This window comes from Enterococcus pallens ATCC BAA-351 (genome assembly GCF_000407485.1).
GTDB lineage: Bacteria > Bacillota > Bacilli > Lactobacillales > Enterococcaceae > Enterococcus_A > Enterococcus_A pallens.
Genome location: NZ_ASWD01000001.1, coordinates 688,063 through 714,859, shown reverse-complemented (window position 1 = coordinate 714,859; position 26,797 = coordinate 688,063). Strand labels below are relative to the sequence as shown.

The following is a 26,797-nucleotide window of genomic DNA, read 5'->3' as shown; positions in this document are numbered from 1 at the left end:
AGGAAACGAACATGCAAAGAAAAGGATTTTTCAATAAAAGCTGGGCCTATCTTTTCGTAATTGTTCCAGTGCTGCTGCAAGTAGTCTTCTTTTATGTTCCGATGCTGCAGGGCTTCTTCTACAGCTTCACCGATTGGACCGGCTTAACCTCCAATTACAATCTGGTTGGTTTTGCCAATTTCCAGGCGATCTTGTCTGATGAGAAGTTTATAAAATCCATCAGCTTTACGGCTATCTTCACCATTGGTCTAATTGTGGGAGAAGTAGTTTTAGGGATTGCGATTGCCCGATTTTTGAACCGTAAAATGAAGGGAGTAGGCTTTTTCCGAACCGCCTACTTCTTCCCGGCGGTTCTTAGCACTGTAACCTTGGGCTTGATTTTCAAGCAGGTGTTCAACTATGGGATTCCTCAGCTGGGGGAAGCGTTGGGCATTGAGTTTTTGCAGCAGAATCTAATTGCTAATGAAAAAACGGTTTTCTGGGGTGTGCTGTTTGTAGCTTTGTGGCAGGGAGTGGCGATGCCAATCGTAATTTTCTTAGCTGGTCTGCAAAGTATCCCAGAAGAAATTATCGAAGCTGCTTCGATTGATGGGGCCACCAATTGGCAGATTTTTACGAATATTGAGCTGCCGTATCTGCTGCCTTCCTTGAGTATGGTTTTCATTATGGCACTTAAAGGCGGCTTGACCGCATTCGATTTGATCTACGCACTGACTGGCGGTGGGCCTAGCGATTCAACCACTACCTTGGGCCTGCTGGTTTACAATTATGCCTTTAAAAATAATCAGTACGGCTATGCCAATGCGATTGCGATTGTATTGTTTGTGGCAATTGCGATTATTTCAGTCTTGCAAATTCGTTTGTCTAAACGGTTCGAAATTTAAGGAGGAGATCCCATGAAAAAAAAAGGCTCCATTGGTCATTATGCGGTACTATTGATTGGGTTCATCCTAATCTTTGTTCCGTTGTTCCTGACTCTGTTAAGCTCTTTTAAAGAAACCAATCAAATTACCGGAAACTTTTTCGGGTTTCCCAACCCCTTTACTTTGGATAATTACCAGCGGCTGATTACAGATGGCATTAGCCAATACTTCTTTAATTCTGCGCTGATTTCGGTGGCAGCAATTTGTTTAATCACCTTGTTTGTTCCGATGGCGGCTTTCTCGATTGCTCGAAATATCAGCCGCAAAAAAGCCTTTGCTCTCATGTATTCCTTTTTGATTTTAGGGATTTTTGTTCCCTTTCAGGTTATCATGATTCCGATTACCTCTATGATGACCAAATTGGGATTGTCCAATATTGCTGGCTTGATTATTTTGTATCTAGCCTATGCGGTCCCTCAAACCTTGTTCCTGTATGTAGGGTACATTAAAACGGCAATTCCGGTTGAGCTGGACGAAGCAGCAGAAATTGACGGCTGCGGAAAATTTAGAATGTATTTTCAGATTGCCTTCCCATTAATGAAGCCGATGCATGCCACAACCTTAATCATCAATGCCTTGTGGGTTTGGAATGACTTCCTGCTGCCCTTGCTGATTTTGAACAAGGATTCCTCCAGCTGGACATTGCCGTTGTTCCAGTACAATTATCAAGGACAATACTTTAGCGACTACGGTCCGTCCTTTGCTTCTTATGTGATCGGAATTATTGTAATTTTGATTGTGTACCTGATCTTCCAGAAGAATATTATCTCTGGTATGACCAGCGGATCGGTAAAATAATTATTGAAACAAAGACTTGATTGGTCCAGTACCGATCAAGTCTTTTTGTGGTCACTATCCCTGCTAAACCCTCAATGTTTAGCAGGGATTTTTTTGCACCTTGTTTATTTTAAGAACGAAATAAAAATTAAAAAAATCTTTTCCTGCTTTTTTACGTATCATATGATAAAGGTTGTTTACCATAATAGCGGTGTTTTTTAGGTGGGTTTTATCAAGTTTTTTGATTTTAAAGCTAAGGGTTCATCACAATCTAAAAAAATAGAGCGTTTTCATATTGTGATGAACTTTTAAAAATCGGCTTTTTTTTCCGTTAAGATAATTAGTGTAAGAGGTGTAAAAAATGAAGAATTCACAAATTCAGATTATTCAAGAATGCGTTCAGCAGTCTAAAATTTCAATCAAGGATTTGTTAGGCCGCCAGGCTATTTCACGGCGAACCTTACAGCAGGATGTGGAGGAAATCAATACAGTCCTGCAGGCTAAGCTGAAGCTGGATGAACGGAAAATCTATGTTTCCGATCAGGATCGCAACATCTGCTACAAGTATTTGAAAAAGCATAACATCAAAATTTTGCCGTATTACGATGCTGAGAATCGTCAGCAGCTGTTGTTCTTGCACATGGCTTTAAGCGAGCTGGATCTTAACCTGCAGGAACTGGCGGATCAGCTTTTAGTGAGCAAAAATACTGCCCTGACTGACGTAAAACGGCTGCGAGAGGAGTTGGCTGATCAAGGGATTCAAATTAATTATTCGCGTAAAATCGGCTACACCATTGAAGGCTCAGAGTTTTCGATTCGCAACGAGATCGTCAATGCGCTGCGGGGATTGTTGCGGAAATCCTTTAGCCGTTATCTGCTTCTGGAGACCGGTTATATTCTCAGCAGTGAGCTTTTGCTGCTGAAAAATCGCTTGTTGAAAATTCAGCCGCAGGTAAGGATGACTTTTACCGAAGAAAGTCTGGAAGAGCTGCCGATTTTGTTGAGTGCCTTAATCAAGCGGGCGCAACAGCAGCGGATCAAATGGCATTTTTCTTTTGAAAAGTATGACCTGGTTAATACAAAGGAGTATCCAATTTATCGAGATGTTTTTCGAGGGATACCAAAGCTGAATGAGAATGACAAGCTGTATATGATTCTTCAAATTTTATCCTCTACCTTCTTACAAATCAACGATGAAATTTACGGCAGCGGCGAGGTGGAATCAGCGATCAAGGAGTTCGTTGATTTTCTGGAAAATGACTGCTTGATGCATTTTAAAGATCCCGCCGCCTTGAAGGAAAAGCTGGCGTTGCATTTGAAGCCGGCGATTTTCCGCAGTCTGCTGAGTGTTAACATTCGTAATCCGTTGACTAGGGTGATTATGGAGGAATACAGCGCCTTGTATTTGAAGATTAGTGAAGGGATTTTCCACATTGAGAAGAAGGTCGGCTGTCAATTTTCTAATGAGGAGAAGGCGTTTATTGCCATGATTGTCATCAGCTCAATGAAGGAAATTGCGCAAGATCAATCCTTTAAACCTTTTACAGCATTGGTGCTGTGCCGCAGCGGCATGTCGATTTCCAAACTGCTGCTGGAAAATTTGAAGGAGCTGTTTCCTAATATTGCGTTTGTCGGTTCCTATGCGGTGGATGAAATTTCTAAGGCTGAGGTATCACCGGATTTCATTTTTACTACGATTCCGATTGATACGGAGATTACTACTTTTGTAATTCCATCGGTTTTGGATAAACAGGCTAAGCAGAAAATTCAGCAGCAAGTAGCTATCGCAATTAATCAAGACATTAAAAAGAAAACCAAGGAGCTTTATGGCTTGCTGGATGATCTTTTTCCTGATGGGAACAAGGCCAACGCCATCAAACGGATTGAGCAATTTTATCAAAAGGATACGGGAAACGCTGGAGAGGCGTGTGATCCTTTCCAATTAAGAATCCAGCAGTTTTCCATGATTGAGGCCGATTCCTGGCAGGAGGTTTTTCACTTTGCTTTTGGCAAGCTGCTGGAGCGGGGAAGTGTCAATGAGCGGTATGTTAATCGAACCTTGAAGCTGTTTGAGAAGGATTATCCCTTCATGATGATTGCCAAGGACTGCTATTTGCCGCATACCAAGCCGGAGGATGATGTCACGAAGCCGGATTATCAGGTGGTTTTAGTAAAAAATCGGCTGCAGTTTGCTAATGATCGTGAGTTAAAGATTATGGTGGCACTGGCTCCATCAAAGGAAAATAAACATGTGGAGTGGCTGCTGAAGATCAATCATGCACTGCTTCAGGAGGAGAACATTTGTCAAATTGAAGAGATTTCGACTATTGAGGACTTTTATGAACTCTTGAAATCTTCTTTTGAATTAATCAATCAATAGATGAGGTGAAGGTATGGCGGGAACGGAATTATTTGATGAAAATCTGGTGTTTTTGGAGCCGGAAATATCCTGCAAAGCAGACTTGTTTAAATGGTTTGCGGCGTATATGGAGGAGGCGGGCTATGTAAAGGAAAGCTATTATGACAACATCACGTTGCGGGAAAAGGAATACCCTACCGGATTGCAGACCAGCACAGTGGGAGTCGCAATTCCCCACACCGATCCGGAGAATTTGAAGAAGCCTTTTATCGCAGTGATCCGGCCCAAAAGCGGTATTCCCTTTGAGCCGATGGGGATTGCTGAAGGGGCGATTGAGGCAGAGCTGATTTTTATGCTGGGGGTCTTGAAAGATGGACAGCAGGTAACGGCGCTGCAAAATCTGATGGGACTGCTGTGCAATACGGAAGCGGTTAGTGCGTTGATGAGTGTGGAGGAAAAGAAGGAAATTATCAATATTATTAAGGCCAATTTTGGACCAATTGAATAGAAAGCGGAGGAATGGAAAATGAAACGAGTAATTGTAGCCTGTGGAAGTGGAGTTGCAACATCACAAACGGTAGCCAGCAAGGTGAGTCGTTTATTGAAGGATCGCGGAGTGGATGCCTATGTGGAGGCAGTGGATTTGAAGTCAGTGGATCGTTACATGGATTCAAGTGTGGCTTACATTACTATCACAAAAACAACGAAGGAATATCCGATTCCAGTGATTAACGGCATTGCCTTTTTAACGGGAATGGGACAGGAAGCTGAATTGCAAAAGCTGATTGAGGTTTGCAAATAAAAACGAAAAGGAGCAAGTAAATGGATATCTTAAAAACTGTTATCGATTATTTACTAAGTTTGGGTGCAGCAATTTTCGTTCCAATTATTATTATTATTGCCGGAATCGCGGTAAAAATGAAGGTCAAGGATGCCATTAGTGCCGGCATTACTTTAGGGGTGGCCTTTACCGGAATGACCATGTTAATCAGCTTTATGACTGGAGCGATTACTCCGGCAGCTGAGGCCATGCTGAAATCGACGGGCATTTCGCTGCCGATTCTTGACGGCGGCTGGACGACCATGTCGACGATTTCCTGGTCTTGGCCCTATGCCTTCTTGATGTTTCCCTTGATGATTGGGATCAATGTGCTGATGCTGATAATCAACAAAACCAATACCTTTAATGCCGATATTTGGAATGTTTGGGGCAAAATCTTTACGGCCGTGGCAGTGGTGGGAATCACTGGCAACATTTTCTTAGCGTTTGCTGTAGCGGCAGTCCAAATTGTGTTCGAATTAAAAAGTGCCGATGCTCATCAACACCGCATCGAAAAATTATCAGGCATTCCAGGGGTAACCTGTACCCATAAAATGGTTTTTCTGGCGGCGATCTTCTATCCAATTGATAAAATGCTGCGAAAAATTCCAGCTTTGGATCGTAAGTTTGACGCTGAAACGCTGAAAAGTAAAATTGGAGTCTTTGCGGAAAACCACGTTTTAGGTTTCTTGCTGGGGATCGTTTTTGGGGTGCTGGCTCGCTATAGTGTGGCGGAAACCTTAACCTTAGCGATTCAAGCTGCAACCGCTTTAACCTTGTTCCCGGTAATTACTAAATACTTCATGCAGGCTTTATCCCCAATCTCAGAAGCGGTCAGCGATTTTATGAACAAAAAGTTCGAAGGCCGGACACTGCTGGTGGGCTTGGACTGGCCGTTTATGGGCGGCTCCAACGAAATTTGGTTGGCGATTATCTTTACTGTACCTGTAACGCTGCTGTTCTCCATGTTTTTACCAGGTAATGAAATTTTACCATTTGCTGGAATTATAAATATTTCAATCGCAGTACCAGCTTACTTGGTTACTGGCGGAAATCTGCTGCGAATGATTATTCTTTGTACCATTGGCTCCCCGATTTTCCTATGGGTGGGAACGGCTTTTGCCCCATTCATGACCCAATTGGCTAATCAAACTGGCGCAGTAGAACTGGCAGCAGGTCAAATGATTTCCAATAGCTCGATTGATGCTCCAGTCTTTACCTATGCCTTCTCTCATGTATTTAAGTTCCTGGAAGGTAATTTTATTCCGGCAGTAATTTTACTAGTATGGGTTACCTGCTTCGTATTCTACTATCGTGACTTGATGAAGGAAGCTAAAGCTGACAAAGGTGAAAGTGAAATCACCGGTACCGAAGAAATTGCATAAAAAGAGAGGCGCATTATGATTTATACGATCACATTGAATCCGGCGATCGACCGTTTGATTTTTTTGCAGGAACAACTGGAAAAACGAAAAAACAACCGAGCCCATAAAGTTTTATACGACGTAGGTGGCAAAGGTACTCATGCTTCTTATGCCATGTCTAAATTAGGCGTGGAAAATCTAGCCTTGGGTTTTGCTGGCGTAATGAATTTGGCGAAATTCCAGCAGGTGTTAGAGGATAAAGAAATCAATCATCAATTCATCGCAACGGATGGATCGACTAGAGAATCGGTGATCCTGATTGATCCGGAAAACCAAGGCTCTACTATGATCACTGAACCCAGCTTCACCGTGTCGGCAGCTGATAAAGAAAAATTGTTTGATTATTTGGCGGTCAACTTGACTCCTCAGGATCTTGTTTTAGTAGCAGGCTCCACACCGGCAGGCTTTGATTTGGTTGATTTAACCGAATTGTTATTGCTGATTAAAACAAAAGGTTGTTTTTTGGCCTGTGATTTATCCAGTGAAGCCTTGAAGCTGGCAATTGCCTCTGGCGCAGATTTTATTAAGCCCAATGAGCTGGAGCTGCAGGAATTATTGGTTGGCGAAGAAACAGTTGAAGAAAAACTAACCGAAATTGCAGCTCAGGTTGCCGTGGTGATTGCCTCTCGCGGAGAGCAAGGCAGTATCTGCTATTTTGAAGGGAAACAGTATCAGGTGATTGCTCCTCACGTTGAGGAGGTCAATGATACCGGCGCCGGCGATTGCTTTGTCGGCTCCTTTCTGGCAACTTTTTACCAAACCGGCGAAATTGAACAAGCGCTCATGCTGGCCAGCGGCTGTGCCGCCAGCAAGGTCCGTTATGAGGACAGCTGCTATTTTAATTTAGTTGAAGCCCAAGAATTAAAATCCAAGGTTCGTATCAAACATCAAAATTAGGAGGAAACTTATGCTATACCAACAGGAAAGAGAGCATTTAGCAAAAATTACCCGTAACGTTTATGAACGGTATGGAACCAACGCAGCCGGTGGAAACATCAGCGTGCGGTTGAACGATGACCATGTCATTATGACCCCTACCTTGATGTCGCAGAACCATCTATGCGATTTATCGCCTTATCAAATATTAGTGGTAGATATGGATGAAAATATTGTCGAAGGGGACGGCCGTTTAACCCGGGAAATTAATATGCATATGGCCTGCTACCGGACTAATCGAAAAATCGGCTGTGTGCTGCATGGACATGCCCGCGAGTCAATGGTCTTCGCCAGCATGGGGATAGACATGCCCAACTTAACCGAGGCTACCCAAAAATTTGGTGAAATCCCTTGTCTGCCTTTTGCGCCAGCCTGCTCACCAGAATTGGCAGAAATTGTGACAAAGCATGTGGAAAGCTTGGGAGACGATGTTTTATCGAAGGTAATGCTGTTGAACAAACATGGGGTATTGGTATTGGAGGAATCCTTGAACAAGGCCAATGATATGCTGGAGCGTTTGGAATACAATGCCTATATCGCCTACAAAGCGATGATTTATGACAAGCTGGGAATTCACAACCTGACGGATGAAAAAGAATTGGCGTATAATATTGAGGAATAGAAAATAGTGTGTAACGAGGAGCTGCGGCTTCTCGTTTTTTTGCTTTTTCAGCCTAAATTGCGAATAAGCGGGAAAAATTTTTATCTGTCCGCAGCCACTGGCCATTGCGTATTCCTCCTATAAGGGACAAGGTTTTCAGTGGCCATTGCGGGTACATATTTACAAAACTGTCCGTTGCAACGGTCAATTTTGAGTGAAGCGTTTTCCCGAATGTCCATTATGATAAGGCTATCAAAAGAAAACAGTTACATGCTTCCCAATAAATGAGAAGCCTGAACGATTTTCACTTATAATGAGGAGGAACGCAAGATGAAATTAGTTGGAGTAGCAGCATGTACAGTCGGCATTGCCCACACTTACATCGCTCAAGAAAAATTGGAAAATGCCGCAAAGAAGGCTGGCTTTGAAATGAAGGTGGAAACCCAAGGGACCATCGGAATTGAAAATGAATTAACCCAAGAAGAAATCGATCAAGCAGACATCGTGATTTTAGCGATTGATGTGAAAATTGCCAATCGCGAACGCTTCGATGGCAAACGAGTGATTCAAGTGCCTACCGAGATCGCTGTAAAATCACCTAACAAATTAATCGAAAAAGCCAAAGAAGTGATTGAACAACAAACTGCATAAAAAAGGAGAAATGCACAATGGAAGTAACAGATATCGTTGATTTGAAAACGGTTAAAACCAATATGAACGCAGCAACTAAGGATGAAGCCTTAAAAGACTTAGCCCAAGAATTACTGGCAAACGGCTACATTTCAGACATTGACGGTTTCATCAAAGACATTTATGCTCGTGAAGCGGAAGGGCAAACCGGGATTGGCAATTACATCGCGATTCCTCATGGCAAAAGCGCCTTTGTTAATAAAATCGGGGTAGCCATTGGCATCAATGAACAGGAAATCCCATGGGAGTCGCTGGACGGCAATGGCGTAAAAGGAATCATTCTCTTTGCAGTTGGCAACGACAATGAAGGTGCAACCAGCCATTTGAAGCTGTTGTCCTTATTTGCCAGAAAGCTAGGAAATGATGAAGTGGTGGATAATCTGCTGAAGGCTTCTAAGCCGGAGGATGTTGTAGCTGCATTTGCTTAAAGGAAAGGAAGCTTACACATGAAATTAGTCGGAGTAGCAGCCTGTACCGTGGGGATTGCCCATACTTATATTGCACAGGAAAAGTTAGAAAATGCCGCGAAAAAAGCCGGTTTTGAAATGAAGGTTGAAACCCAAGGAACCATCGGGATTGAAAATGAATTAACGCAAGCGGAAATTGATCAAGCCGACATTGTGATTTTGGCAGTGGATGTGAAAATTGCCAACCGTGAGCGCTTTGACGGTAAACGGGTGATTCAGGTACCAACGGAAGTTGCGGTTAAATCACCTAACAAATTAATTGAAAAAGCTAAAGAAGTTGTTGACCAAGAAAAAGCACAAGTAAAGGGGTAGCAAGATGAAAAAAATTAAAGAGTTGAATCTTAAGGGACACTTATTAACAGCCATTTCTTATTTAATTCCCATTGTCTGCGGCGCCGGGTTTCTGATTGCCATTGGGATGGCATTCGGCGGCTCTAGCCAAGGCCAGCTGGTTCAAGGCGAGTTCTCAATTTGGGATGCCTTGGCAACAATGGGTGGCAGCGCATTAGGCTTACTGCCAGTCGTTATCGCAACAGGTATTTCTTTCTCGATTGGCGGAAAACCAGGGATTGCACCAGGTTTCATTATTGGTTTAACTGCTAATGCGATTGGCGCAGGCTTTATTGGCGGAATTTTAGGTGGTTACTTAGCAGGTTATCTTGTATTAGCAATTTTAAAATATGTAAAATTACCAAACTGGGCAAAGGGTTTAATGCCTACCTTAGTTATTCCGTTCTTAACTTCAATCATCGGCGGGTTGATTATGGTGTACATTATCGGCGCACCGATTGCCGCATTAACTACATTATTGACTAACTTCTTAGATGGACTGGGCAACTCTTCATTATTAATATTCGGTGGTGTGATTGGTTTACTCAGCGGTGTTGATTACGGCGGTCCTATTAATAAAACTGTGTTCGCCTTTGTATTAACTATGCAGGCTGAAGGCTTGAACGGCCCAATTACCGCATTACAGCTGGTAAACACGGCAACACCAATCGGCTTCGGTTTGGCTTACTTTATCGCTAAATTGTTCAGAAAAAATATTTACACACCAGTTGAAGTTGAAACCTTGAAATCAGCAGTTCCAATGGGTGTCATTAACATTGTTGAGGGTGTTATTCCTTTAGTAATGAACGATATTGTTCGCGGTGTCGTAGCAACAGCAATCGGCGGCTTCGTTGGTGGCGCAACAACCATGATTTTAGGCGCTGACGCAACGGTTCCATTTGGCGGTGTGTTGATGATTCCAACGATGAGTAAACCAATGGCAGGTGTAATTGCAATTGTTGTGAATGCTGTTGTGACTGGTTTAGTGCTGGCAGTTATCAAAAAAGACGTATCGCAAAAGGTCGATGAAGGCTTAGTGGAAAAAGAAGAAGAAGATATCAGCTTGGACGATATTCAAATTTTCTAAGCAAATAAATGGAAGAACGGGAGACTGTAATGAATAAAATAGAATTTTCCCCATCTTTAATGACGATGGATTTAGACAAGTTTAAAGAGCAAATTACCTTTTTGAATGATAAGGTGGATTCCTACCACATTGATATTATGGACGGCCATTATGTACCGAACATTACATTATCTCCATGGTTCATTGAGGAGCTGCGCAAGATTACCGATTTGCCGATGTCCGCTCACTTGATGGTTACCAATCCTAGTATGTGGGTGCAGCAATTAGTCGATATGAAATGTGAATGGATCTGTATGCATGCAGAAGTCCTAGATGGCTTGGCCTTTCGTTTAATTGACCAAATTCATGATGCCGGCTTAAAGGCAGGCATCGTCTTGAATCCAGAAACACCGATTGAAGTGATTTTCCCTTATATCGATTTATTGGACAAAATCACGATTATGACGATTGATCCCGGCTTTGCAGGTCAGCGTTTTATCGAAAGTACTTTGGATAAAATTGTGGCTTTACGTGAGCTGCGTGAAGAAAAAGGCTATAGCTATGTCATCGAAATGGACGGCTCCTCCAACCGCAAATCCTTCAAACGGATTGATGCAGCAGGACCAGACATTTACATCGTCGGCCGCAGCGGATTGTTCGGCCTAGACGAAGATATTTCAAAAGCTTGGGAGATCATGTCGAAGGATTATACTGACATGACCGGCAAAGTTATTCAATAAAAAATGAGGAGCGGGGAGCGATCCCCGTTTTTTTCTGGAGGATCAGACATGTTTGATAAAATTGATGAATTGGGTGTAAACACCTTACGAACTTTAAGTATTGAAGCAATTCAGGCGGCTAATTCAGGGCATCCGGGTCTGCCAATGGGGGCGGCACCAATGGCGTATGCCTTATGGACCAAACACTTAAAAGTAAATCCGGCTACCTCAACCAATTGGGTAGACCGAGATCGCTTTGTTTTATCAGCGGGACATGGTTCAGCGTTGCTGTACAGCCTGCTGCATTGTTCAGGTTATGCTGTTACGGTTGAGGATTTGAAAAATTTCCGTCAATGGGGCAGCAAAACGCCAGGGCATCCAGAGATCCATCATACCGATGGTGTCGAAGCAACCACCGGACCATTGGGCCAAGGAATTGCTATGTCTGTAGGGATGGCGATGGCAGAAGCCCATTTAGCTGCAACCTATAATAAAGAAAATTATCCGATTGTAGATCACTATACCTATGCCTTATGTGGGGACGGGGATTTGATGGAAGGTGTTTCTCAGGAAGCTGCCTCAATGGCTGGACACATGAAGCTAGGCAAATTAGTAGTTTTATACGATTCCAATGATATTTCCTTGGATGGCCCAACTGACAAGGCCTTTACTGAAAATGTTGGTCAGCGCTTTGAAGCATACGGCTGGCAGCATATTTTAGTCAAAGATGGCAACGATCTGGCAGCCGTTTCCCAAGCTATTGAAGAGGCCAAGGCAGAAACTGACAAGCCAACCTTGATTGAGATCAAGACAATTATCGGTTATGGTTCACCAAAGCAAGGAACTTCGGCGGTTCATGGAGCTCCATTGGGTGACGAGGGGATTTCAGCGGCTAAAGCAATTTATGGTTGGGAATATCCGGCCTTTACAGTGCCTGATGAAGTGGCCGAACGCTTTACCGAAACAATGATGGAAGAAGGAAAGAAAGCAGAAGCAGCCTGGAATGACCTGTTTGCTGACTACGAAAAGAAATATCCTAAGTTAGCTAAGCAATTTAAGCAAGCCTTTGCAGGAGAGCTACCTGCGGATTGGGATACTGACCTGCCAAAATATGATTTAGGAACTAGTCAGGCTAGCCGGGTCTCCAGCAAGGAGATGATCCAGGAATTATCAAAGGCAGTGCCGCATTTCTGGGGCGGTTCAGCCGATCTTTCCGGCTCCAACAATACGATGGTGGCTGCTGAAAAGGATTTTGAACCTGGTCAATATGAAGGACGAAATATTTGGTTTGGCGTGCGGGAATTTGCCATGGCTGCTGCTATGAATGGCATTCAATTGCACGGGGGAACCAAAGTATATGGCGGCACCTTCTTCGTCTTTGTTGATTACCTGCGTCCGGCGATTCGGATGTCGGCGATTCAACAAGCACCAGTAGTCTATGTGCTGACGCACGACTCAGTGGCAGTCGGGGAAGACGGTCCCACTCATGAGCCTATCGAACAATTAGCCAGCCTGCGTTGCATGCCGAATGTTCAAGTGATTCGCCCAGCCGATGGCAATGAGACTCGGGCTGCTTGGAAACTGGCGATGCAAACGAAGGATAAACCAACGATCTTAGTGCTGAGTCGTCAAAACTTGCTTGTGATTGAAGGAACCAAAGAATCAGCAGATGAAAATGTAGCAAAAGGCGGCTATGTTATTTCACCGCAAAAAGGCCAACGCCCGGATGCAATTCTGATTGCTACCGGCTCTGAGGTTAATTTGGCAATTGAAGCGCAAAAAGAATTAGCGACAGAAGGCAAAGATGTTTCAGTCGTTTCCTTACCAAGCTTCGATTTATTCGAACAACAATCAGAAGACTACAAAAACGCCGTTCTGCCAAAAGAAATAACCGCACGTGTCTCCATTGAAATGGGCGCAAGCTTCGGCTGGGAACGATACGTTGGTGATCAAGGAACGATTTTAGCTATCGACAAATTTGGAGCCAGTGCACCTGGCGATACGATAATCAAAGAGTATGGCTTTACGGTAGAGGCCGTGAAGCAGGCACTGAAGTAAGAGTAAATAAGAATGGCGAGAAGGCAGCTGCTTTCTCGCTATTCTTGTTTTTTTAACAAAAGGTATAATAAAATCAATTTCTTAATTAGCAATGTTCCACAATATTGTGGAACTAAGAAGTCATAGAGACAGAAAAAAACAGATGGTATAGTAATGCCATAGAAAACGTTTTCTCTTCGGAGGTGAGGAAAATAAGTAACAGCCGGCGCACCAACTTATTAAAATACTTGATTAATGAGAGCGATTATAAGCCAGCAAAGTATTATGCCGATCGCTTAAATATCTCAACCAGAACCTTGTTTAAGGAAATCGAAAAAATCAATCAGGAGCTGAAGAACCATCAGCTGGAGATTAAGAAAAAAGCTCATTTCGGGATTAAAATTTCTGGAAACTGGCAAGAAAAGCTTTCTTATTTAAACAATGAAAGAGACATTGCTTCCGATGATTCCGAGGTGGCAGAAAGAAATTTTGCCATAATGAAGCGGCTGATTTTAGAAAGCCAGATAGTCACGTTTGATTCCTTAGCAGAGCGCTTCTTCACCAGCAAGACATCTATTAAGAGTTCTTTGGATTTAATTGAACGGACGTTTATCACGCCATTTTCTTTAGTGCTTTCTAAAACGAACCACGGAACAGTTGTTGTAGGAGATGAAGCGGACATTCAAAAAGCGATCTATGCCTTCGTTTTGGATCGATTTACTGCTCTTAATGAACAAGTAGAAATGTATGAGCATTACGTAGCCTATTTGGCAGCACTTTTTCCCCATAAGCTGATTCAAAGGGTTAATAACCTGATTCAAGAAAAGCTTATCGAACTGGAATATACATTGGACAGCCATTACAAACGAAATTTTTTGACGTATCTGTCGATTCTGCTGTACCGAAAAAGCATTGGTAAACAAATCGATTTGGATAAGCATTTGTTGACCTACAAGAAAATCATGAGCTTGGAAAGCTATTTTGTCGCGAAGGAGCTATTGGAGGAGTTAAGTGACGAATATGGTGCCTTTGACGAACAAGAATTAATTTATGTCAGCCTGCTGCTGGTAGCCAACAAAATTCAAAAAGCAACCACCAGCAAACATATTTCCCAAACATTGGAAACCTTAATTGATAGAAGCATTCAAAAAATGAGTGAATTGGTTCAAGTGGATCTTTGTCAGGATCAGTTGTTGAAAGACGCGTTGGTTGAACACATTCCCTCTGCCATATTTCGGATGAGCAATCAAATCAGTATCCAAAACTCATTGATTGACGACATTCGTGACGAATATGCTGTTACCTTCAGAACAACAGTGATTGCCATGAATGAAATAGAAGAAACGTATCAGATAAATCTGACCGATGACGAAATTGGCTTCATCATGGTTCATTTTCAATGTGCCATCGAACGGAACACCCGGGTTCGAAAAGTTTTTGTCATTTGTCCCAATGGCATTGGTACTGCTGAACTAATTTCACTACGGCTAAAAAAATACCTGCCGCTGCTGGATATCGTGGAGGTTACCTCTATCGATAAACTGCAAAAAAATGAAATAACTGAGAACGATTTGGTGATTTCAACCATTCCGCTGCCAGATGAGACATTGCCATTTATTCAGGTGTCTCCTTTGATGAATGAAACAGACATCAAAAGTGTCACCGGCTATTACCAACATTTACTTTCGGAAACGGCCTCAACCATTACCCTTGAAAAATTTCAGGATTATTTAGATGAGGAACTGATCTTCTTCAATCAGAATTTCACAACCAAAGAAGAAGTCTTGACGTTTATTGCTAATCGCCTCTATGAAAAGGGGCTGGTAAAGCAAGGCTTTTCCGAAAACCTGCTTCAAAGAGAACTGCTGGGGAGAACTGATTTGAATTCAGGAGTAGCCATTCCCCATGCCAACCCTGCGTTTGTCTTGAAAACACAGCTAGTTGTAATTATTAACAATCGTCCCATTCGATGGACCACTCAAAATGTAAAAGCTGTTTTTCTGATTTGTATCAGTGAGCAGGATCTAAAATTGGCTCGGAAATTGTTAAGTGAGTTGTATAACATCGTCAATACAAAAGAGAATGTTCAAAAATATATTTTTGACGAAGCAAGCAGAATTTTTAACTAGAAGGGAGTCGCACATGTTAGAAAGAAAATTGGTGTTTATTGATCAGTCGTTGAAAAGTGAGCAGGCTGTCATCAACTTTTTAAGCGATGCTGCCTATGAAAATGGCTATCTTAATGATCGAGAGGCATTTGTGGCTAGTGTAATGGAAAGAGAAAAGGAATTTCCGACAGCTTTTGGCTATAACGTCGCTATTCCTCATGGAAAATCGGATAGTGTTAAGCGACCCTTTGTAGGAATTTGCCGCACCAAAGACATGATTGGCTGGGGAAAGGATCAAAAAGAAGTGAAGCTCGTTTTTATTATCGGTGTTCCTGAAAAAGAAAAAGGCACCCTGCATCTAAAGACCCTGTCGCAAATCAGCCGCAACTTAATGAATGAAGAGTTCAGAAATTGTTTATTAACTAGTAAGAGTATCGAAAAAATGTTTTGTGTATTGGAATCCGTGGAAAAGGAAATTATTTTAAATTAGGAGGAAGTATCTATGAGTAAAAAAATTATTGGGGTTGCTGCTTGTCCAGCAGGGATTGCCCACACGTATTTGGTTGCTGAAGCAATCGAAAATGCGGCAGAAAAGCTGGGTCATCAAGTAAAGGTTGAGACTCAGGGATCCATTGGAATTGAAAATCGGCTGACCGAGGCTGAAATTGAACAGGCCGACCTAATTGTCTTTTCGGTAGGAGTAGCCATCAGGGACGTTGATCGTTTCCAAGGCTATGAAGAGAAAACCATCAAAGTACCTTTGCATGAAACCATTGAAAAAATTGATCAAATTATGGGTGATTATTTTTTGAAAACAGTGTAAATAAGGGGGATAAAAAATGATTGAGGGGAATACATTTAAGGACAAGCTGTTAACGGCACAGTCTTACATGATGACCGGGATTTCGTATATGCTGCCGGTCACCGTTATTGCCGGGATGACCCTAGGAATTACGTCGTTGATTGGACAGATCATGGGATTTGCGGCAAACGATGAAGCCCTGCTGGAAAGTCCAGATAAAATCATTCAAACCATTGCTTGGGCGAATCAGGTAGTAGGGAAAAATTTCATGGCGTTGATGTTTTCAGTGTTGGCCGGCTACATTGCTTTTGCAATCGTTGATCGTCCGGGACTAGCCCCTGGTTTTTTAGGTGGAATGGTAGCCAACCTAATGGGGGCTGGTTTTATCGGGGCATTACTAGCAGGATTTATCGCTGGATTTGCCGTTAAATTCCTGAATACTTCGATTAAAATGCCGCGTAAATATATGGGAGTAAAAACAATGGTTATTCTGCCAGTCGTAGGCAGCTTGCTCGTACTAATTGCTTCCAAGCTGATTATTGGTCCTATCGGTACTGGTTTTATGAGTCTAAGTACGTGGTTTGTGAATACGATTGGTCAAAGCGGTGGCGCGGTATTATCTGGGGCATTAGCATCAGCAAGAGGCTTTGACTATGGCGGCCCGGTTTCCAAGGCAGCCGGAACGATTGGCAAGCAGTTGTTTTTTGACACGAATTATTCTTATATTGCTTGTATGATGGGGATTGCCTCACCAATCGGACTGGGACTGGCGACTATTTTAGACCGGTTTGTTGTAGGGAAGAAGGTATTTCCACCACAGCTGCAAAGCAACGGAGTGCCTTCGTTGATACTAGGTTTGTTGGGAATTCAAGAGGGAGCGATTCCTTTTGCAGTAGCTGATCCGTTTTTCATTGTGATTACGATGATTGGTTCTGCTGTTTCGGGAGCGATGGGTTTCCTCTTTGGCTGTGAAATTTTTCCAATTTCGACCTTTGGCTTCTTCACCTATCCATTGGTGACCAATTTTGTCGGCTTCATCATTTCGCTGCTATCGGGCGTGTTGATTATTGCCTTTGGCGCTATTTTTAGGGCAAACCATGTTTACTTGAAAAAACAACGGGAGGTTGAGGAAAAAGTAGTCGCTGAAGGAGCCAAACAAAATGCGTAACAAACTAGTTGATCGGAGTGATGGATATGCTATACCAAGCAGCAAGAGAAGATTTATGTCGAATTACTAAAAATATTTATCAACGCTATGGAACCAATGCGGCTGGAGGGAACATCAGTGTACGAATGAACGATGAGCATATTATCATGACCCCCACGTTGATGTCGCAAAATCATTTGTGCGATCTGTCGCCCTATCAAATATTGGTGGTGGATATGAAGGAAAATATCATTGAAGGAGAAGGGAAGCTGACAAGAGAAATCAATATGCACATGGCCTGTTATCGCCAACACCGCAAAATCGGTTGTGTACTGCATGGGCATGCTAAAGAGTCCATGGTCTTTGCTAGTCAGGGAATGGATATGCCTAACTTAACGGAGGCGACTCAAAAATTTGGCGCAATTCCTTGTCTAGATTTTGCTCCAGCCTGTTCACCAGAATTAGCTGAGATCGTGACTCGACATGTAGCCAGCTTAGGTGACGAGGTTCTTTCGAAAGTTGCATTGTTAAACAAGCATGGTGTCTTGGTTTTAGAAGAATCTCTTCATAAAGCCAACGATATGCTGGAGCGTCTAGAGTACAATGCCTATGTGGCCTACAAAGCACTAATTTTCGATCGGCTGGGAATTCACGAGCTGGAATCGAAAAAAGAATTTGCCTACAATTTAGTTGAATAGACGAACTGTAGCAGCATTAAAATAGGGGAGTCAATCATTAAGCGAGAGGACGAAAGTTTTCTCGTTTTTTTGTGGTTTCATCCCTTTTTCAGTCTTTGTCTTTCAACTGTGTATAATAATATAACTAAATTCACTTGGAGGAGTAAAGGTATTCCCTGTATTCATTGATAAGCTTCGCCAGATTCCATAACATCACCAAGTGGGGCACACGGCTGGGGAATTTTTTGAATGAAAACGCTTATACTTTTTCAAAGTGAAAATCTATAATAAGGACATAAGGAAAATGCATGGTTTTACAGCAAGAAGGTACCAAATCAAAAGGGGGTTAGTGTAAAAGATGGAAGCAAAGTATTTAACCATATTGAAGGAATTAATTGCTAACCCCAGCATTACGCGAAAGGGGTTGGAGAGCAAACTACAGCTATCAAAGGATCAAATCAAGTATGCGATGCGTCAAATTAACAGCGAACTAAAAGAAAATGAATTGCCTAGTGTACAACGAACACGCACCGGTGGATTTATCATTGACGAATCAGTTGCTGCCTTCATCCAAAGCGATGAAGAAGCAAGAAAAGACCCTAACCTTTTCTATTCAGAAGACGAAAGAATAACAATACTTGCCCTATTGTTATTCAACGAATCGTTGGATTTATCATTGGAGTATTTTTCTTACGAGCTGAAGGTCAGTAAAAATACGATTTTACGAGACCTGTCTAAGCTGAAAAAGAAATTATTTGTCCACAAAATTAAGGTTGTTTATTCGCGCACACAAGGCTATTCACTTTCTGGTAAAGAGCTATTTATAAGAGATTTCATTAAGGAAACTCTCTTATATATTAACAAAATGTCCAGCGGAACTCAACTTTTGCATAAATTTTCTGGCTTATCACAAGCTGAACGCTCGGCGATGGAGAAAAAATTAAAGATATTGGAACAACAGCTGGAGGTTCGTTTTACGGATGAACAGTTTAGTCAGCTGCCATATTTTTTATTGATTGTATTTAATCGTATTACGTATGGACAGCGGGTGAACGAGAAAACCTCAGAGGAAGAGCTGGATATTTACCAGCTGAGAGAAGTTCGGCTAATTGAACAAACCTTAGGGCTGGAGCAGTACGGTCGTCGAGAAACCATTTATATTTCTTTGCAGATTTTGACTTCAAAAATTATTTCCGCGGAGTTTGTCAATGAAACGATTACTAAACGATTAAGAAAAGCCTTGAATAGATGTGTTGATAATTTTGAGGTGAAAACCTCGATTGAATTAAAGGAACGTGAGCAGCTGTTAAATAGCTTAATGTATCATTTGACACCAGCTTATTACCGCATTCGCTATTTGATTAACGAAAAGAACGATCTGTATGAAAAGGAATTTTTGGAAAACGTCATTGCCCAATACGATTTCCTTAATTCTATTATCAAGGATTGTTTCAAGCCTTTGGAGGATTTATTGGAAGTACCTCTGCCTGATATCGAAATCATGTACATTTCCTTAATATTTGGTTCAAAAATTTTGCCACAGGGGAAAACCGACTATCCCAAAATGAAAACGGCGATTGTTATCTGTCCCAAAGGCGTGACCTATTCGCAATTGATGCTGTCTCAGCTGATGGCGATTTTTCCAGAAGTTTATTTTTACGAACCGGTATCGCATCGAGCCTTTGAGAAAAGTCATTTGAAGGTAGATATTATTTTTTCAATCGGACACTTTCACCCCTATGATAATTGCTTCGTGGTCCAGGCGGCTATGACAGAAGAAGAAAAACAGCAGCTGCGGGCGCAGGTGTTCAAAAAGGTTTTTGGCGAAGCGGATCGTACCACGATTGTCGAACGTATCATGGGAGAAATTCGGGAGTACATCCCTGCTGCCCAAACAACCAGAATTCAAAACAGTATTTTGGAAATTCTGGGGGAACGACTGCCGCTTAGAAAAGAGACCCGTATTCGTACAGCTAATAAGATTATGGGACTGTATGATTTTCTTTCGGAAAATAGAATCACGATTGTTGATGAGGTAGCCGATTATAAAGAGGCACTGCAAAGAGCAGGACAGCCGCTTTTAACGGAGGGAGCTGTTACGGAGGAATACATTCAGGCAGTGATTGACAGCCATGACTTTGAAGATCCTTATACTATTTTGGGACAAGAGGTGGCCATTCCCCATGCCTTGCCAAGTGAAGGGGTTAATAAAATCGGGATCAGCCTGTTGATTGTTCGCCAAGGATTCCGATATTCACAAAGCCATTCGCTGAAAATTGTTTTTATGATTGCGCCGATTGACAAAAAGCAGCACAACCAGGCGATTATTGATATTTTAACGATCGCTGAATCGCCAGAAATGATTGAGAAATTAACGAATACAACAGAAAAGCACGCCATTTTAACTCTATTAAAAGAAATCGTGAATTAGGAAAGGACGTAGTTATGAATAATCAGGAAATCAAAGACAGTATGTTGAATACATTAGCAATTGAAGGGGCAACGATTACTAAGTTAAGTGAAACCGCTGATTTAGACGTGTTAACTACCTTGGTACAAAAAATTGGCGAGAAAAAAGGTAAGGTAGTGGTCAGCGGCTGCGGAACCTCTGGTGTCGGTGCCAAAAAAATTGTGCATTCGTTGTCCTGCGTCAGCATTCCAGCTGTCTATTTGAACCCAGCAGATGCGGTGCATGGATCAATGGGAATTATTACAGAAGACGATATCGTCATACTAATCTCTAAAGGCGGCAATACCAAAGAACTGGCAAATTTACTGGACTCCATTAAGGCCCAGCAGCCATATATTGTTGGCGTAGGTGAAAATGAAGCTTCTGCTATTGGACAAGCGGCAGATTTATTCGTTAAGGTGTCGGTGGATAAGGAGCCAGATATCTTCAACATGCTGGCAACCGCCAGCACGTTAGCCGTTATTTCAGTTTTTGATGCCGTGTGTATTGCATTAATGACTTACACCAATTTTACAAAAGAACAATTCGGCATCAACCATCCAGGTGGTGCAGTGGGAGATCGTTTGTTGGGCAAATAATGAAAAATGGAAGGTAATGGTAAATGAGTGAGTTAGTTAAGATGATTAATCAGAAGAACATTGTTTTTTTTGATGAACCGGTCAACTTGGATAAGGAGCAGCTGCTGGAAAAGCTTGCCTGTCGGCTGTTTCAAAACGGTTATGTGAAGGAAAGCTATATTCAAGCCATTCAGGAAAGGGAAGCGGTTTTTCCTACAGGCTTAAACACCACCACCTATGGTATTGCGATTCCTCACACGGATAGCAAGCATGTATATGAAGCAACGATTGCCTTAGGTATAGTCAAAACACCAGTCAGCTTTCAAGAGATGGGAGCCGAAGAAGTGGAGGTTCCTGTTCGCCTTGTGTTCATGCTGGCGATTAAGGAGCCGGAGAAGCAGCTGGAAACTTTGCAGGCAGTGATTTCATTGATTGAAGACGAAGGAAAAATGCAGGCACTTGTTCAAGTAGCAGATGAGGCAGCTGTCCTTCAACAATTAAACTAACGCAAAGGAGTATAGGAGAATGAAGAGTCTTTTTGAAGAAATCAATGATCGGATGCTAGGAGAAGTGGGACGCGGCATCGTAGCATTTTTAATCCAACACAAGCAATGGTTCCTTTTATTATTCGCTTGTTACGGATCACTGCTTCTGTACTCCAAAATCATTTACCTGTATTACATTCCAGGCCGCATCAAAAAAATAATCGTAACGAATCCAACCCTTCCAGTAAATGAACTATTCAAACGCTGGAAGCAGGAAAAAGAAAAACTGCCCTGGTACATTCTGGTTCCTTCAAAAAATGAACGGTGGGTTAAGCCAGCCAGTCAGTCGGACGGGGAATACCAGCTGCTCTATTTTAATCGCAGGAGCAGCTATGCCAGCGAGCAGGCAATGATTGAACAATTGTACGAGAATCTGAAGGGAGATTTTCATCTTGGTTAAAAATAGCATCATGCCTTCGTTATTTGGGGCTGATATTGGAAATTTACAACGTGATGTGATGACGTTAAAGGATTTAGAGATCGAAATCCTGCATGTAGATATGATGGATGGCAGCTTTGTGCCGAATATTGCTTTTGGTCCTACTCAAGTGGCGGACTTAAAAAAGCTGCTGCCGTTTCAATTTGATGTACACATGATGGTTGAAAATCCGGAGAAATTTATTCCGCAATTGGTGGAGGCTGGTGTCGAATATATCAGTATTCATCAAGAAGCGACGGTGCACTTGCTGCGGGGAATCCAATTGATTAAACAGTTGGGTGCCAAGGCTGGGGTCGTGTTGAATCCTGGTACACCAGTCGAAAGTATCAAGCTGGTTTTGGATGAGATTGATTATGTATTGTTGATGACGGTGAATCCCGGCTTAGGGGGACAGCAGCTGTATCCGCCGATTTATCAAAAGATTCAAGCAATGAAGAAATTGATTGGTGAGCGGCCCATCAATATCCAAGTCGATGGCGGAGTCAATGCAGAAAATATCAAAACCTGCCAACAAGCAGGGGCCAACTGGTTTGTCGTAGGCTCCTACCTGTTTTCAGGCGATTCAACAAAAAAATTCCAACTTTTGGAAAATGCGTTACGTTAAGGAGAGAAAGCAATGAGAGCATTAAAGCTGTATGGAAAGCAAGATTTACGGTATGAAGAAGCGGAAAAACCCCGCTTGGAAAAGCCAACTGATGTCCTGATCAAAGTAAAAGCGGTCGGAATCTGTGGGTCCGATTTATCACGTTACAAAAAATTAGGTCCATATGTTGCAGGCATGGTTTGGGGACATGAATTTTCTGGCGAGGTTGTGGAAATTGGTGAAGAGGTAAAGCATCTAGCGGTAGGCGACCGGGTGGCTGGAGCCCCTTGCTTCACCTGTGCCGATTTGGATGTTGAAGAAGAATGCTACTACTGTAAAAAGTCTGAGTTTGCCCGCTGTGAAAACTTAACGGTGATCGGTGCTCGTCATGGCGGCGCCTACGCTGAATACATTCGTCTGCCAGAAAAAAATTGCGTGCCGATTCCTGATGCAGTGGACTATGAATCAGCGGCGATGATCGAACCTTCTGCCGTGGTCGTTCACGGATATTATCACACAAATTTAACGGCTGGAGATACGGTCGTGGTGGTGGGCTGCGGCAATATCGGTTTGTTGTCGATTAAATTTGCCAAGCTGTTTGGTGCCACTAAAATTATTGCGGTGGATATTGCTGAGGATGCCTTGAAAATGGCACTAGCGGCGGGAGCTTCTCACACGATTAACTCGTTGAAGGAAGATACGTTGGAGACAATTGCGGCTTATACCGATGGACTGCTGGCCGATATTGTCGTCGAGTCAGCAGGCTCGCCGATTACTTCAGCTCAAGTGTTTGCTTATGCCAAAAAAGGCGGCGGGGTTGTCTTTATGGGAATACCATATGCCGATATCAATATTGAACGCTTCTATTTTGAAAAAATTGTTCGCAGCGAGCTGAAGGTCTGGGGGGCTTGGAGCTGTGTGTCGGCGCCTTTTCCAGGTAAAGAATGGCAGACGATTGTGTCGCTGTTAGAAAATGGTCAATTGGAATTAAAATCGATGGTTACTCATCGCTTAAAGCTGTCAGAGGGACCAGAAATTTTTGATACAGTCACTCATAAAAAGCCAGAAGATAACTTTGGCAAAATTATGTTTTTCCCTGAAGAGGTGTAGGAAAGGAAGATAAAAATGAAGCGAAAAAGAATTTATGTCTGCTGCGGTACCGGAATTGCTACATCGACGGTTATCGTGAAAAAGGTGTCGGAGTTTTTAGATGAAAACAATGTTCAGTACGATATCAGTCAATACATTGTCTCAGATATTCCTTCTAAGGTAGCCAACAAAAAGCCTGATGTGGTGATCAGCTCGACGACGATTTCAAGTGATTTAGGCGATGTGCCGGTAGTGTTGGGCCGTTCATTTTTAACCGGAATTGGCAAAGATAAAACGAAGCAGGAAATTCGTGAGATTCTGGGGTTTTAGGATATAGGAGGAGAAAATATGTCAGTTGTTTTTGACTTTTTCAAATACATCATTGATCTAGGTGTGAGTGTGATGATGCCCATTATTATTACTATTTTGGGTGTCATCTTTGGCAGAAAGCTGTCAGTATCGTTTAAAGCGGGGTTGACTGTCGGAATCGGGTTCATCGGAATTAATGTCATGGCGGGTGTCATGATGAATGCCATTACACCAGTAACCAAAGCGTTGGTTGAACGGTATAACTTTAGTTTGACAGCGACAGATATCGGCTGGGGAATCGGGTCTTCGATTGCTTGGGGAACGCCAGTGGTTCCGTTTGTTTTTATCGCCATCATTGTAACCAATGTATTGATGTTAATGTTTAATTTAACCAAAACAATGGATGTCGATATCTGGAATTATTGGCAGCCGCTGTTTATTGCTAGTGCATTGTATCTAACGACTGGAAGTATGATTTTAGCCGTAGCAAGTGCGGTGATCAATATGGCCATTATCTTCAAATTAGCAGATATGACCCAAAAGGATGTGTCGGATGTTTTAGGTTTGGAAGGAATTTCACTGCCGGCACTGCAGACAACGGGCTGGGCAGTGTTAGGGTATCCAATGAATTGGCTGTTAGACCGTATTCCTGGGATTAACAAGATTAATTGGACGACTGAAAATGTTCAGAAGAGACTAGGAATTTTTGGCGAACCAATGATGATGGGCTTGGTGATCGGCGGCTTATTAGCAGCAGTTGCTGGGATGCCTTTGTCGGATATCCTGACTACGGCTGTTTCCATTGCAGCATCATTAGTCCTGATTCCGCGGATGGTCTCATTGTTGATGGATGGCTTGATTGTCATTTCCGAAGCAGCTCAGGAATTCATGGAAAAACGCTTCGAGGGCCGAGAAATTTACATTGGTTTGGACGCTGCATTAGGTATTGGGCACCCCTTTGTTTTATCTCTAGGCTTATTGATGATTCCTATCACCTTGGTATTGGCGTTCATCCTTCCAGGAAACAAAACCCTGCCGTTGGCTGATTTGACAGCATTGCCATTTTACATGATTTTCGCTATCTTACCTTCAAAGGGCAATCTGTTTCGCGGCGTAATTACCGGCATCTTTATTGCGACGATTACTTTGTATATTTCAGGTATCGCTGCACCGATTATGACTGGTTTAGCTGCTGATATTGGTTACCAAATTCCGGGTGAAGCAACCGAAATTACTTCATTAGCTGTGGGAACCCAGTGGTATTCATGGATTGTTTATTATTTGTTGAGTTTATTGTCTTAATAGAATGGAACAGAAGCCCAGGACTTTCCCGTTCTGGGCTTTCGATCTGTCTAAATGAAAAAGTTTCTTCTATTATATATCGTTCATACAATCAACTATTGACCTGATAGGTAAATAAGTGTATGTTTGTGTTGACCTGATAGGTAAATGGAGGGGCTGCTTATGGATACAAAATTATTAGAGTTGGAAGCAAAACGGCGCGATATGCTGCTGAATGCTGCCTTGGAGGAGTTCGTGACGAAGGGCTATGATCAGGCTTCGACTAACCGAATAGCTAAAAGTGCTAAGATGTCCAAGCCATTAATGTTTCATTATGTCACGAGCAAGCAGGAACTTTTTCTGGCGATGTATGATTATTTTATGGAGTTGCTGGACCGGGAATATTTTAGTCAACTTGATTTTTCACAGGGGGATATTTTTGTTCGCTTGCAGCAGTCATATCTATTGCAGCTGAAATTGATTAAGCAGTATCCGTGGATTCTGGACTTTAACAAATTGTCGGCGGAAACTAAATCGGAGGCAATCAACCAACGAGTAGCGGCTGGGAAAAAACAGGCAGCTTGTCGGCAGCAGCTGTTTGCTAATTTAGACACTACGAATTTTCGCAAGGAGTTGGATCTTGAAAAGGCGCTGCAATTTATTTTGTGGACGAATGAGGGATTTACGAATCAGATTGTGGAGAAAATAAAAACCTCCAATCGTACAGATATAGACGAGGCAGGGCTTCTTGCTGTGTTAGAGGATTATTTAGAGGAATTGCGAAAACTATTTTACGTTGCAGCCGATGAATAAGAAGATTGCATTGGCTGGAATTGTGTTGGCAGTTGTATTACTTAGTCAAATCAGGATAGGAGGACCTCCTGTGCAGAATGCTGAAATGCCCGAACCGATTATTGTCGAATTTCCTTTGCGAGGCGAATGGCAGTCGCCAAATACACCCGGCACCAAGATACCTAGTCATGGAACGGATCGCTTGGGAACACGCTATGCCTATGATTTTATTCAAGTAGATTGGAAGCGTTGCGGCTGGCCGGCCTATCGCAGCAGCTTGCCTAAGTATTTAATTTCCGGATTGCCCATCAGCGATTATTATTGCTGGGGACAGGAAATTTATGCCCCCTTTAGTGGCGAAGTTGTTTTAGCAGAAGATCATTATCCTGAACGCACCCACACTAATTTGCGTACGGATCTGTTAAATGCGTATAAAAATGCCCATCATTTTGATCCAGCGGTTGATGATGCCCGAGCGGTTGCTGGAAATTATGTAATTATCAAACAAACCGAAAATATTTATGCCGCCTTGTGCCACTTACAAACCGATTCGGTGAAGGTCGTGGCTGGTCAACAGGTCAAAAAAGGCCAACTGATCGGACATGTCGGACACTCAGGAAATTCCTTTGGCCCGCATTTGCATTTTCAGCTGATGGACAGCAGCGATATTGTCCAAGCCAAGGGACTGCCTTGTGCCTTTAAGCAATACGAACGATATCAGGATGGAAAATGGCAAAGGGTAATAAACGGGATTCCAACCGTCAAAGATCGAATCAGATTTCTTGAATAAAGCGGAAGTAAATATAAGAAAGAGAGATGGGCTGAGCATCATCATTTTCCAAGAACAAT

At 42.5% G+C, this 26,797-nt stretch carries 29 protein-coding genes; all 29 read left to right on the top strand.

From position 1 onward, the window contains the following. Window positions 1–11: 11 nt before the first annotated feature. On the top strand, window positions 12–884 hold the full coding sequence (locus I588_RS03465; RefSeq protein ID WP_010757557.1) for a carbohydrate ABC transporter permease: 873 nt from the start codon (window positions 12–14) through the stop codon (window positions 882–884). A gap of 12 nt (window positions 885–896) precedes the next feature. After that, a complete protein-coding gene (locus tag I588_RS03460) occupies window positions 897–1,721 on the top strand; it encodes a carbohydrate ABC transporter permease (RefSeq protein ID WP_010757556.1) in 825 nt (274 codons plus the stop codon). Window positions 1,722–2,061: 340 nt separating this feature from the next. Further along, window positions 2,062–4,080, top strand: a complete 2,019-nt coding sequence (locus I588_RS03455; RefSeq protein ID WP_010757555.1) for a BglG family transcription antiterminator — start codon at window positions 2,062–2,064, stop codon at window positions 4,078–4,080. A 13-nt stretch (window positions 4,081–4,093) separates the two neighbouring features. Then, on the top strand, window positions 4,094–4,567 hold the full coding sequence (locus I588_RS03450) for a PTS sugar transporter subunit IIA (protein WP_010757554.1): 474 nt from the start codon (window positions 4,094–4,096) through the stop codon (window positions 4,565–4,567). An 18-nt stretch (window positions 4,568–4,585) separates the two neighbouring features. Then, window positions 4,586–4,861 carry a PTS sugar transporter subunit IIB gene (locus tag I588_RS03445; protein WP_010757553.1) on the top strand — a complete coding sequence of 92 codons (276 nt, stop codon included), beginning with the start codon at window positions 4,586–4,588 and terminating at the stop codon, window positions 4,859–4,861. 20 nt (window positions 4,862–4,881) lie between these two features. Then, window positions 4,882–6,264 carry a PTS galactitol transporter subunit IIC gene (locus I588_RS03440; RefSeq protein ID WP_010757552.1) on the top strand — a complete coding sequence of 461 codons (1,383 nt, stop codon included), beginning with the start codon at window positions 4,882–4,884 and terminating at the stop codon, window positions 6,262–6,264. A 15-nt stretch (window positions 6,265–6,279) separates the two neighbouring features. Next, complete coding sequence (locus I588_RS03435) at window positions 6,280–7,200, top strand: 1-phosphofructokinase family hexose kinase (RefSeq protein WP_010757551.1); 921 nt, start codon at window positions 6,280–6,282, stop codon at window positions 7,198–7,200. A 10-nt stretch (window positions 7,201–7,210) separates the two neighbouring features. Then, window positions 7,211–7,861: a class II aldolase/adducin family protein gene (locus tag I588_RS03430; protein ID WP_010757550.1), complete on the top strand. Its 651-nt coding sequence runs from the start codon at window positions 7,211–7,213 to the stop codon at window positions 7,859–7,861. A gap of 309 nt (window positions 7,862–8,170) precedes the next feature. Next, the gene (locus I588_RS03425) at window positions 8,171–8,491 is read left to right on the top strand and encodes a PTS fructose transporter subunit IIB (protein WP_010757549.1); all 321 of its coding nucleotides are present in this window, start codon (window positions 8,171–8,173) and stop codon (window positions 8,489–8,491) included. Window positions 8,492–8,508: 17 nt separating this feature from the next. Beyond that, a complete protein-coding gene (locus tag I588_RS03420) occupies window positions 8,509–8,958 on the top strand; it encodes a fructose PTS transporter subunit IIA (RefSeq protein WP_010757548.1) in 450 nt (149 codons plus the stop codon). An 18-nt stretch (window positions 8,959–8,976) separates the two neighbouring features. Next, complete coding sequence (locus I588_RS03415) at window positions 8,977–9,309, top strand: PTS fructose transporter subunit IIB (RefSeq protein ID WP_010757547.1); 333 nt, start codon at window positions 8,977–8,979, stop codon at window positions 9,307–9,309. A 4-nt stretch (window positions 9,310–9,313) separates the two neighbouring features. Next, a complete protein-coding gene (locus tag I588_RS03410) occupies window positions 9,314–10,414 on the top strand; it encodes a PTS fructose transporter subunit IIC (RefSeq protein WP_010757546.1) in 1,101 nt (366 codons plus the stop codon). A 29-nt stretch (window positions 10,415–10,443) separates the two neighbouring features. Further along, a complete protein-coding gene (gene alsE / locus I588_RS03405) occupies window positions 10,444–11,133 on the top strand; it encodes a D-allulose 6-phosphate 3-epimerase (RefSeq protein WP_010757545.1) in 690 nt (229 codons plus the stop codon). A gap of 48 nt (window positions 11,134–11,181) precedes the next feature. After that, entirely contained in the window at window positions 11,182–13,170 is a 1,989-nt protein-coding gene (gene tkt / locus I588_RS03400) for a transketolase (RefSeq protein WP_010757544.1), read from the top strand. A 182-nt stretch (window positions 13,171–13,352) separates the two neighbouring features. Then, a complete protein-coding gene (locus I588_RS03395) occupies window positions 13,353–15,278 on the top strand; it encodes a BglG family transcription antiterminator (protein ID WP_010757543.1) in 1,926 nt (641 codons plus the stop codon). 13 nt (window positions 15,279–15,291) lie between these two features. After that, on the top strand, window positions 15,292–15,747 hold the full coding sequence (locus tag I588_RS03390) for a PTS sugar transporter subunit IIA (RefSeq protein ID WP_010757542.1): 456 nt from the start codon (window positions 15,292–15,294) through the stop codon (window positions 15,745–15,747). Window positions 15,748–15,759: 12 nt separating this feature from the next. Continuing rightward, on the top strand, window positions 15,760–16,080 hold the full coding sequence (locus tag I588_RS03385) for a PTS fructose transporter subunit IIB (protein ID WP_010757541.1): 321 nt from the start codon (window positions 15,760–15,762) through the stop codon (window positions 16,078–16,080). A 16-nt stretch (window positions 16,081–16,096) separates the two neighbouring features. Further along, window positions 16,097–17,227: a PTS fructose transporter subunit IIC gene (locus I588_RS03380; RefSeq protein ID WP_010757540.1), complete on the top strand. Its 1,131-nt coding sequence runs from the start codon at window positions 16,097–16,099 to the stop codon at window positions 17,225–17,227. Window positions 17,228–17,253: 26 nt separating this feature from the next. Further along, window positions 17,254–17,904: a class II aldolase/adducin family protein gene (locus I588_RS03375; RefSeq protein WP_010757539.1), complete on the top strand. Its 651-nt coding sequence runs from the start codon at window positions 17,254–17,256 to the stop codon at window positions 17,902–17,904. Between the two features lie 337 nt (window positions 17,905–18,241). Next, on the top strand, window positions 18,242–20,314 hold the full coding sequence (locus I588_RS03370; RefSeq protein ID WP_010757538.1) for a BglG family transcription antiterminator: 2,073 nt from the start codon (window positions 18,242–18,244) through the stop codon (window positions 20,312–20,314). Between the two features lie 14 nt (window positions 20,315–20,328). Then, window positions 20,329–20,931, top strand: coding sequence for a KpsF/GutQ family sugar-phosphate isomerase (locus tag I588_RS03365; RefSeq protein ID WP_010757537.1), 603 nt, complete (start codon window positions 20,329–20,331; stop codon window positions 20,929–20,931). A 23-nt stretch (window positions 20,932–20,954) separates the two neighbouring features. After that, on the top strand, window positions 20,955–21,416 hold the full coding sequence (locus tag I588_RS03360) for a PTS sugar transporter subunit IIA (RefSeq protein ID WP_010757536.1): 462 nt from the start codon (window positions 20,955–20,957) through the stop codon (window positions 21,414–21,416). A 19-nt stretch (window positions 21,417–21,435) separates the two neighbouring features. Beyond that, window positions 21,436–21,855, top strand: coding sequence for a hypothetical protein (locus tag I588_RS03355; RefSeq protein ID WP_010757535.1), 420 nt, complete (start codon window positions 21,436–21,438; stop codon window positions 21,853–21,855). Further along, complete coding sequence (gene rpe, locus I588_RS03350) at window positions 21,848–22,498, top strand: ribulose-phosphate 3-epimerase (RefSeq protein ID WP_010757534.1); 651 nt, start codon at window positions 21,848–21,850, stop codon at window positions 22,496–22,498. The genes I588_RS03355 and rpe overlap by 8 nt, the downstream gene beginning before the upstream one ends. Before the next feature lie 12 nt (window positions 22,499–22,510). Then, window positions 22,511–23,587, top strand: a complete 1,077-nt coding sequence (locus I588_RS03345) for a galactitol-1-phosphate 5-dehydrogenase (RefSeq protein WP_010757533.1) — start codon at window positions 22,511–22,513, stop codon at window positions 23,585–23,587. Between the two features lie 15 nt (window positions 23,588–23,602). Continuing rightward, window positions 23,603–23,896, top strand: coding sequence for a PTS sugar transporter subunit IIB (locus tag I588_RS03340; protein ID WP_010757532.1), 294 nt, complete (start codon window positions 23,603–23,605; stop codon window positions 23,894–23,896). Between the two features lie 18 nt (window positions 23,897–23,914). Continuing rightward, the gene (locus tag I588_RS03335; protein WP_010757531.1) at window positions 23,915–25,177 is read left to right on the top strand and encodes a PTS galactitol transporter subunit IIC; all 1,263 of its coding nucleotides are present in this window, start codon (window positions 23,915–23,917) and stop codon (window positions 25,175–25,177) included. A gap of 162 nt (window positions 25,178–25,339) precedes the next feature. After that, entirely contained in the window at window positions 25,340–25,969 is a 630-nt protein-coding gene (locus I588_RS03330; protein ID WP_010757530.1) for a TetR/AcrR family transcriptional regulator, read from the top strand. Between the two features lie 70 nt (window positions 25,970–26,039). After that, window positions 26,040–26,738, top strand: a complete 699-nt coding sequence (locus I588_RS03325) for a M23 family metallopeptidase (protein WP_010757529.1) — start codon at window positions 26,040–26,042, stop codon at window positions 26,736–26,738. Window positions 26,739–26,797 lie beyond the last annotated feature (59 nt).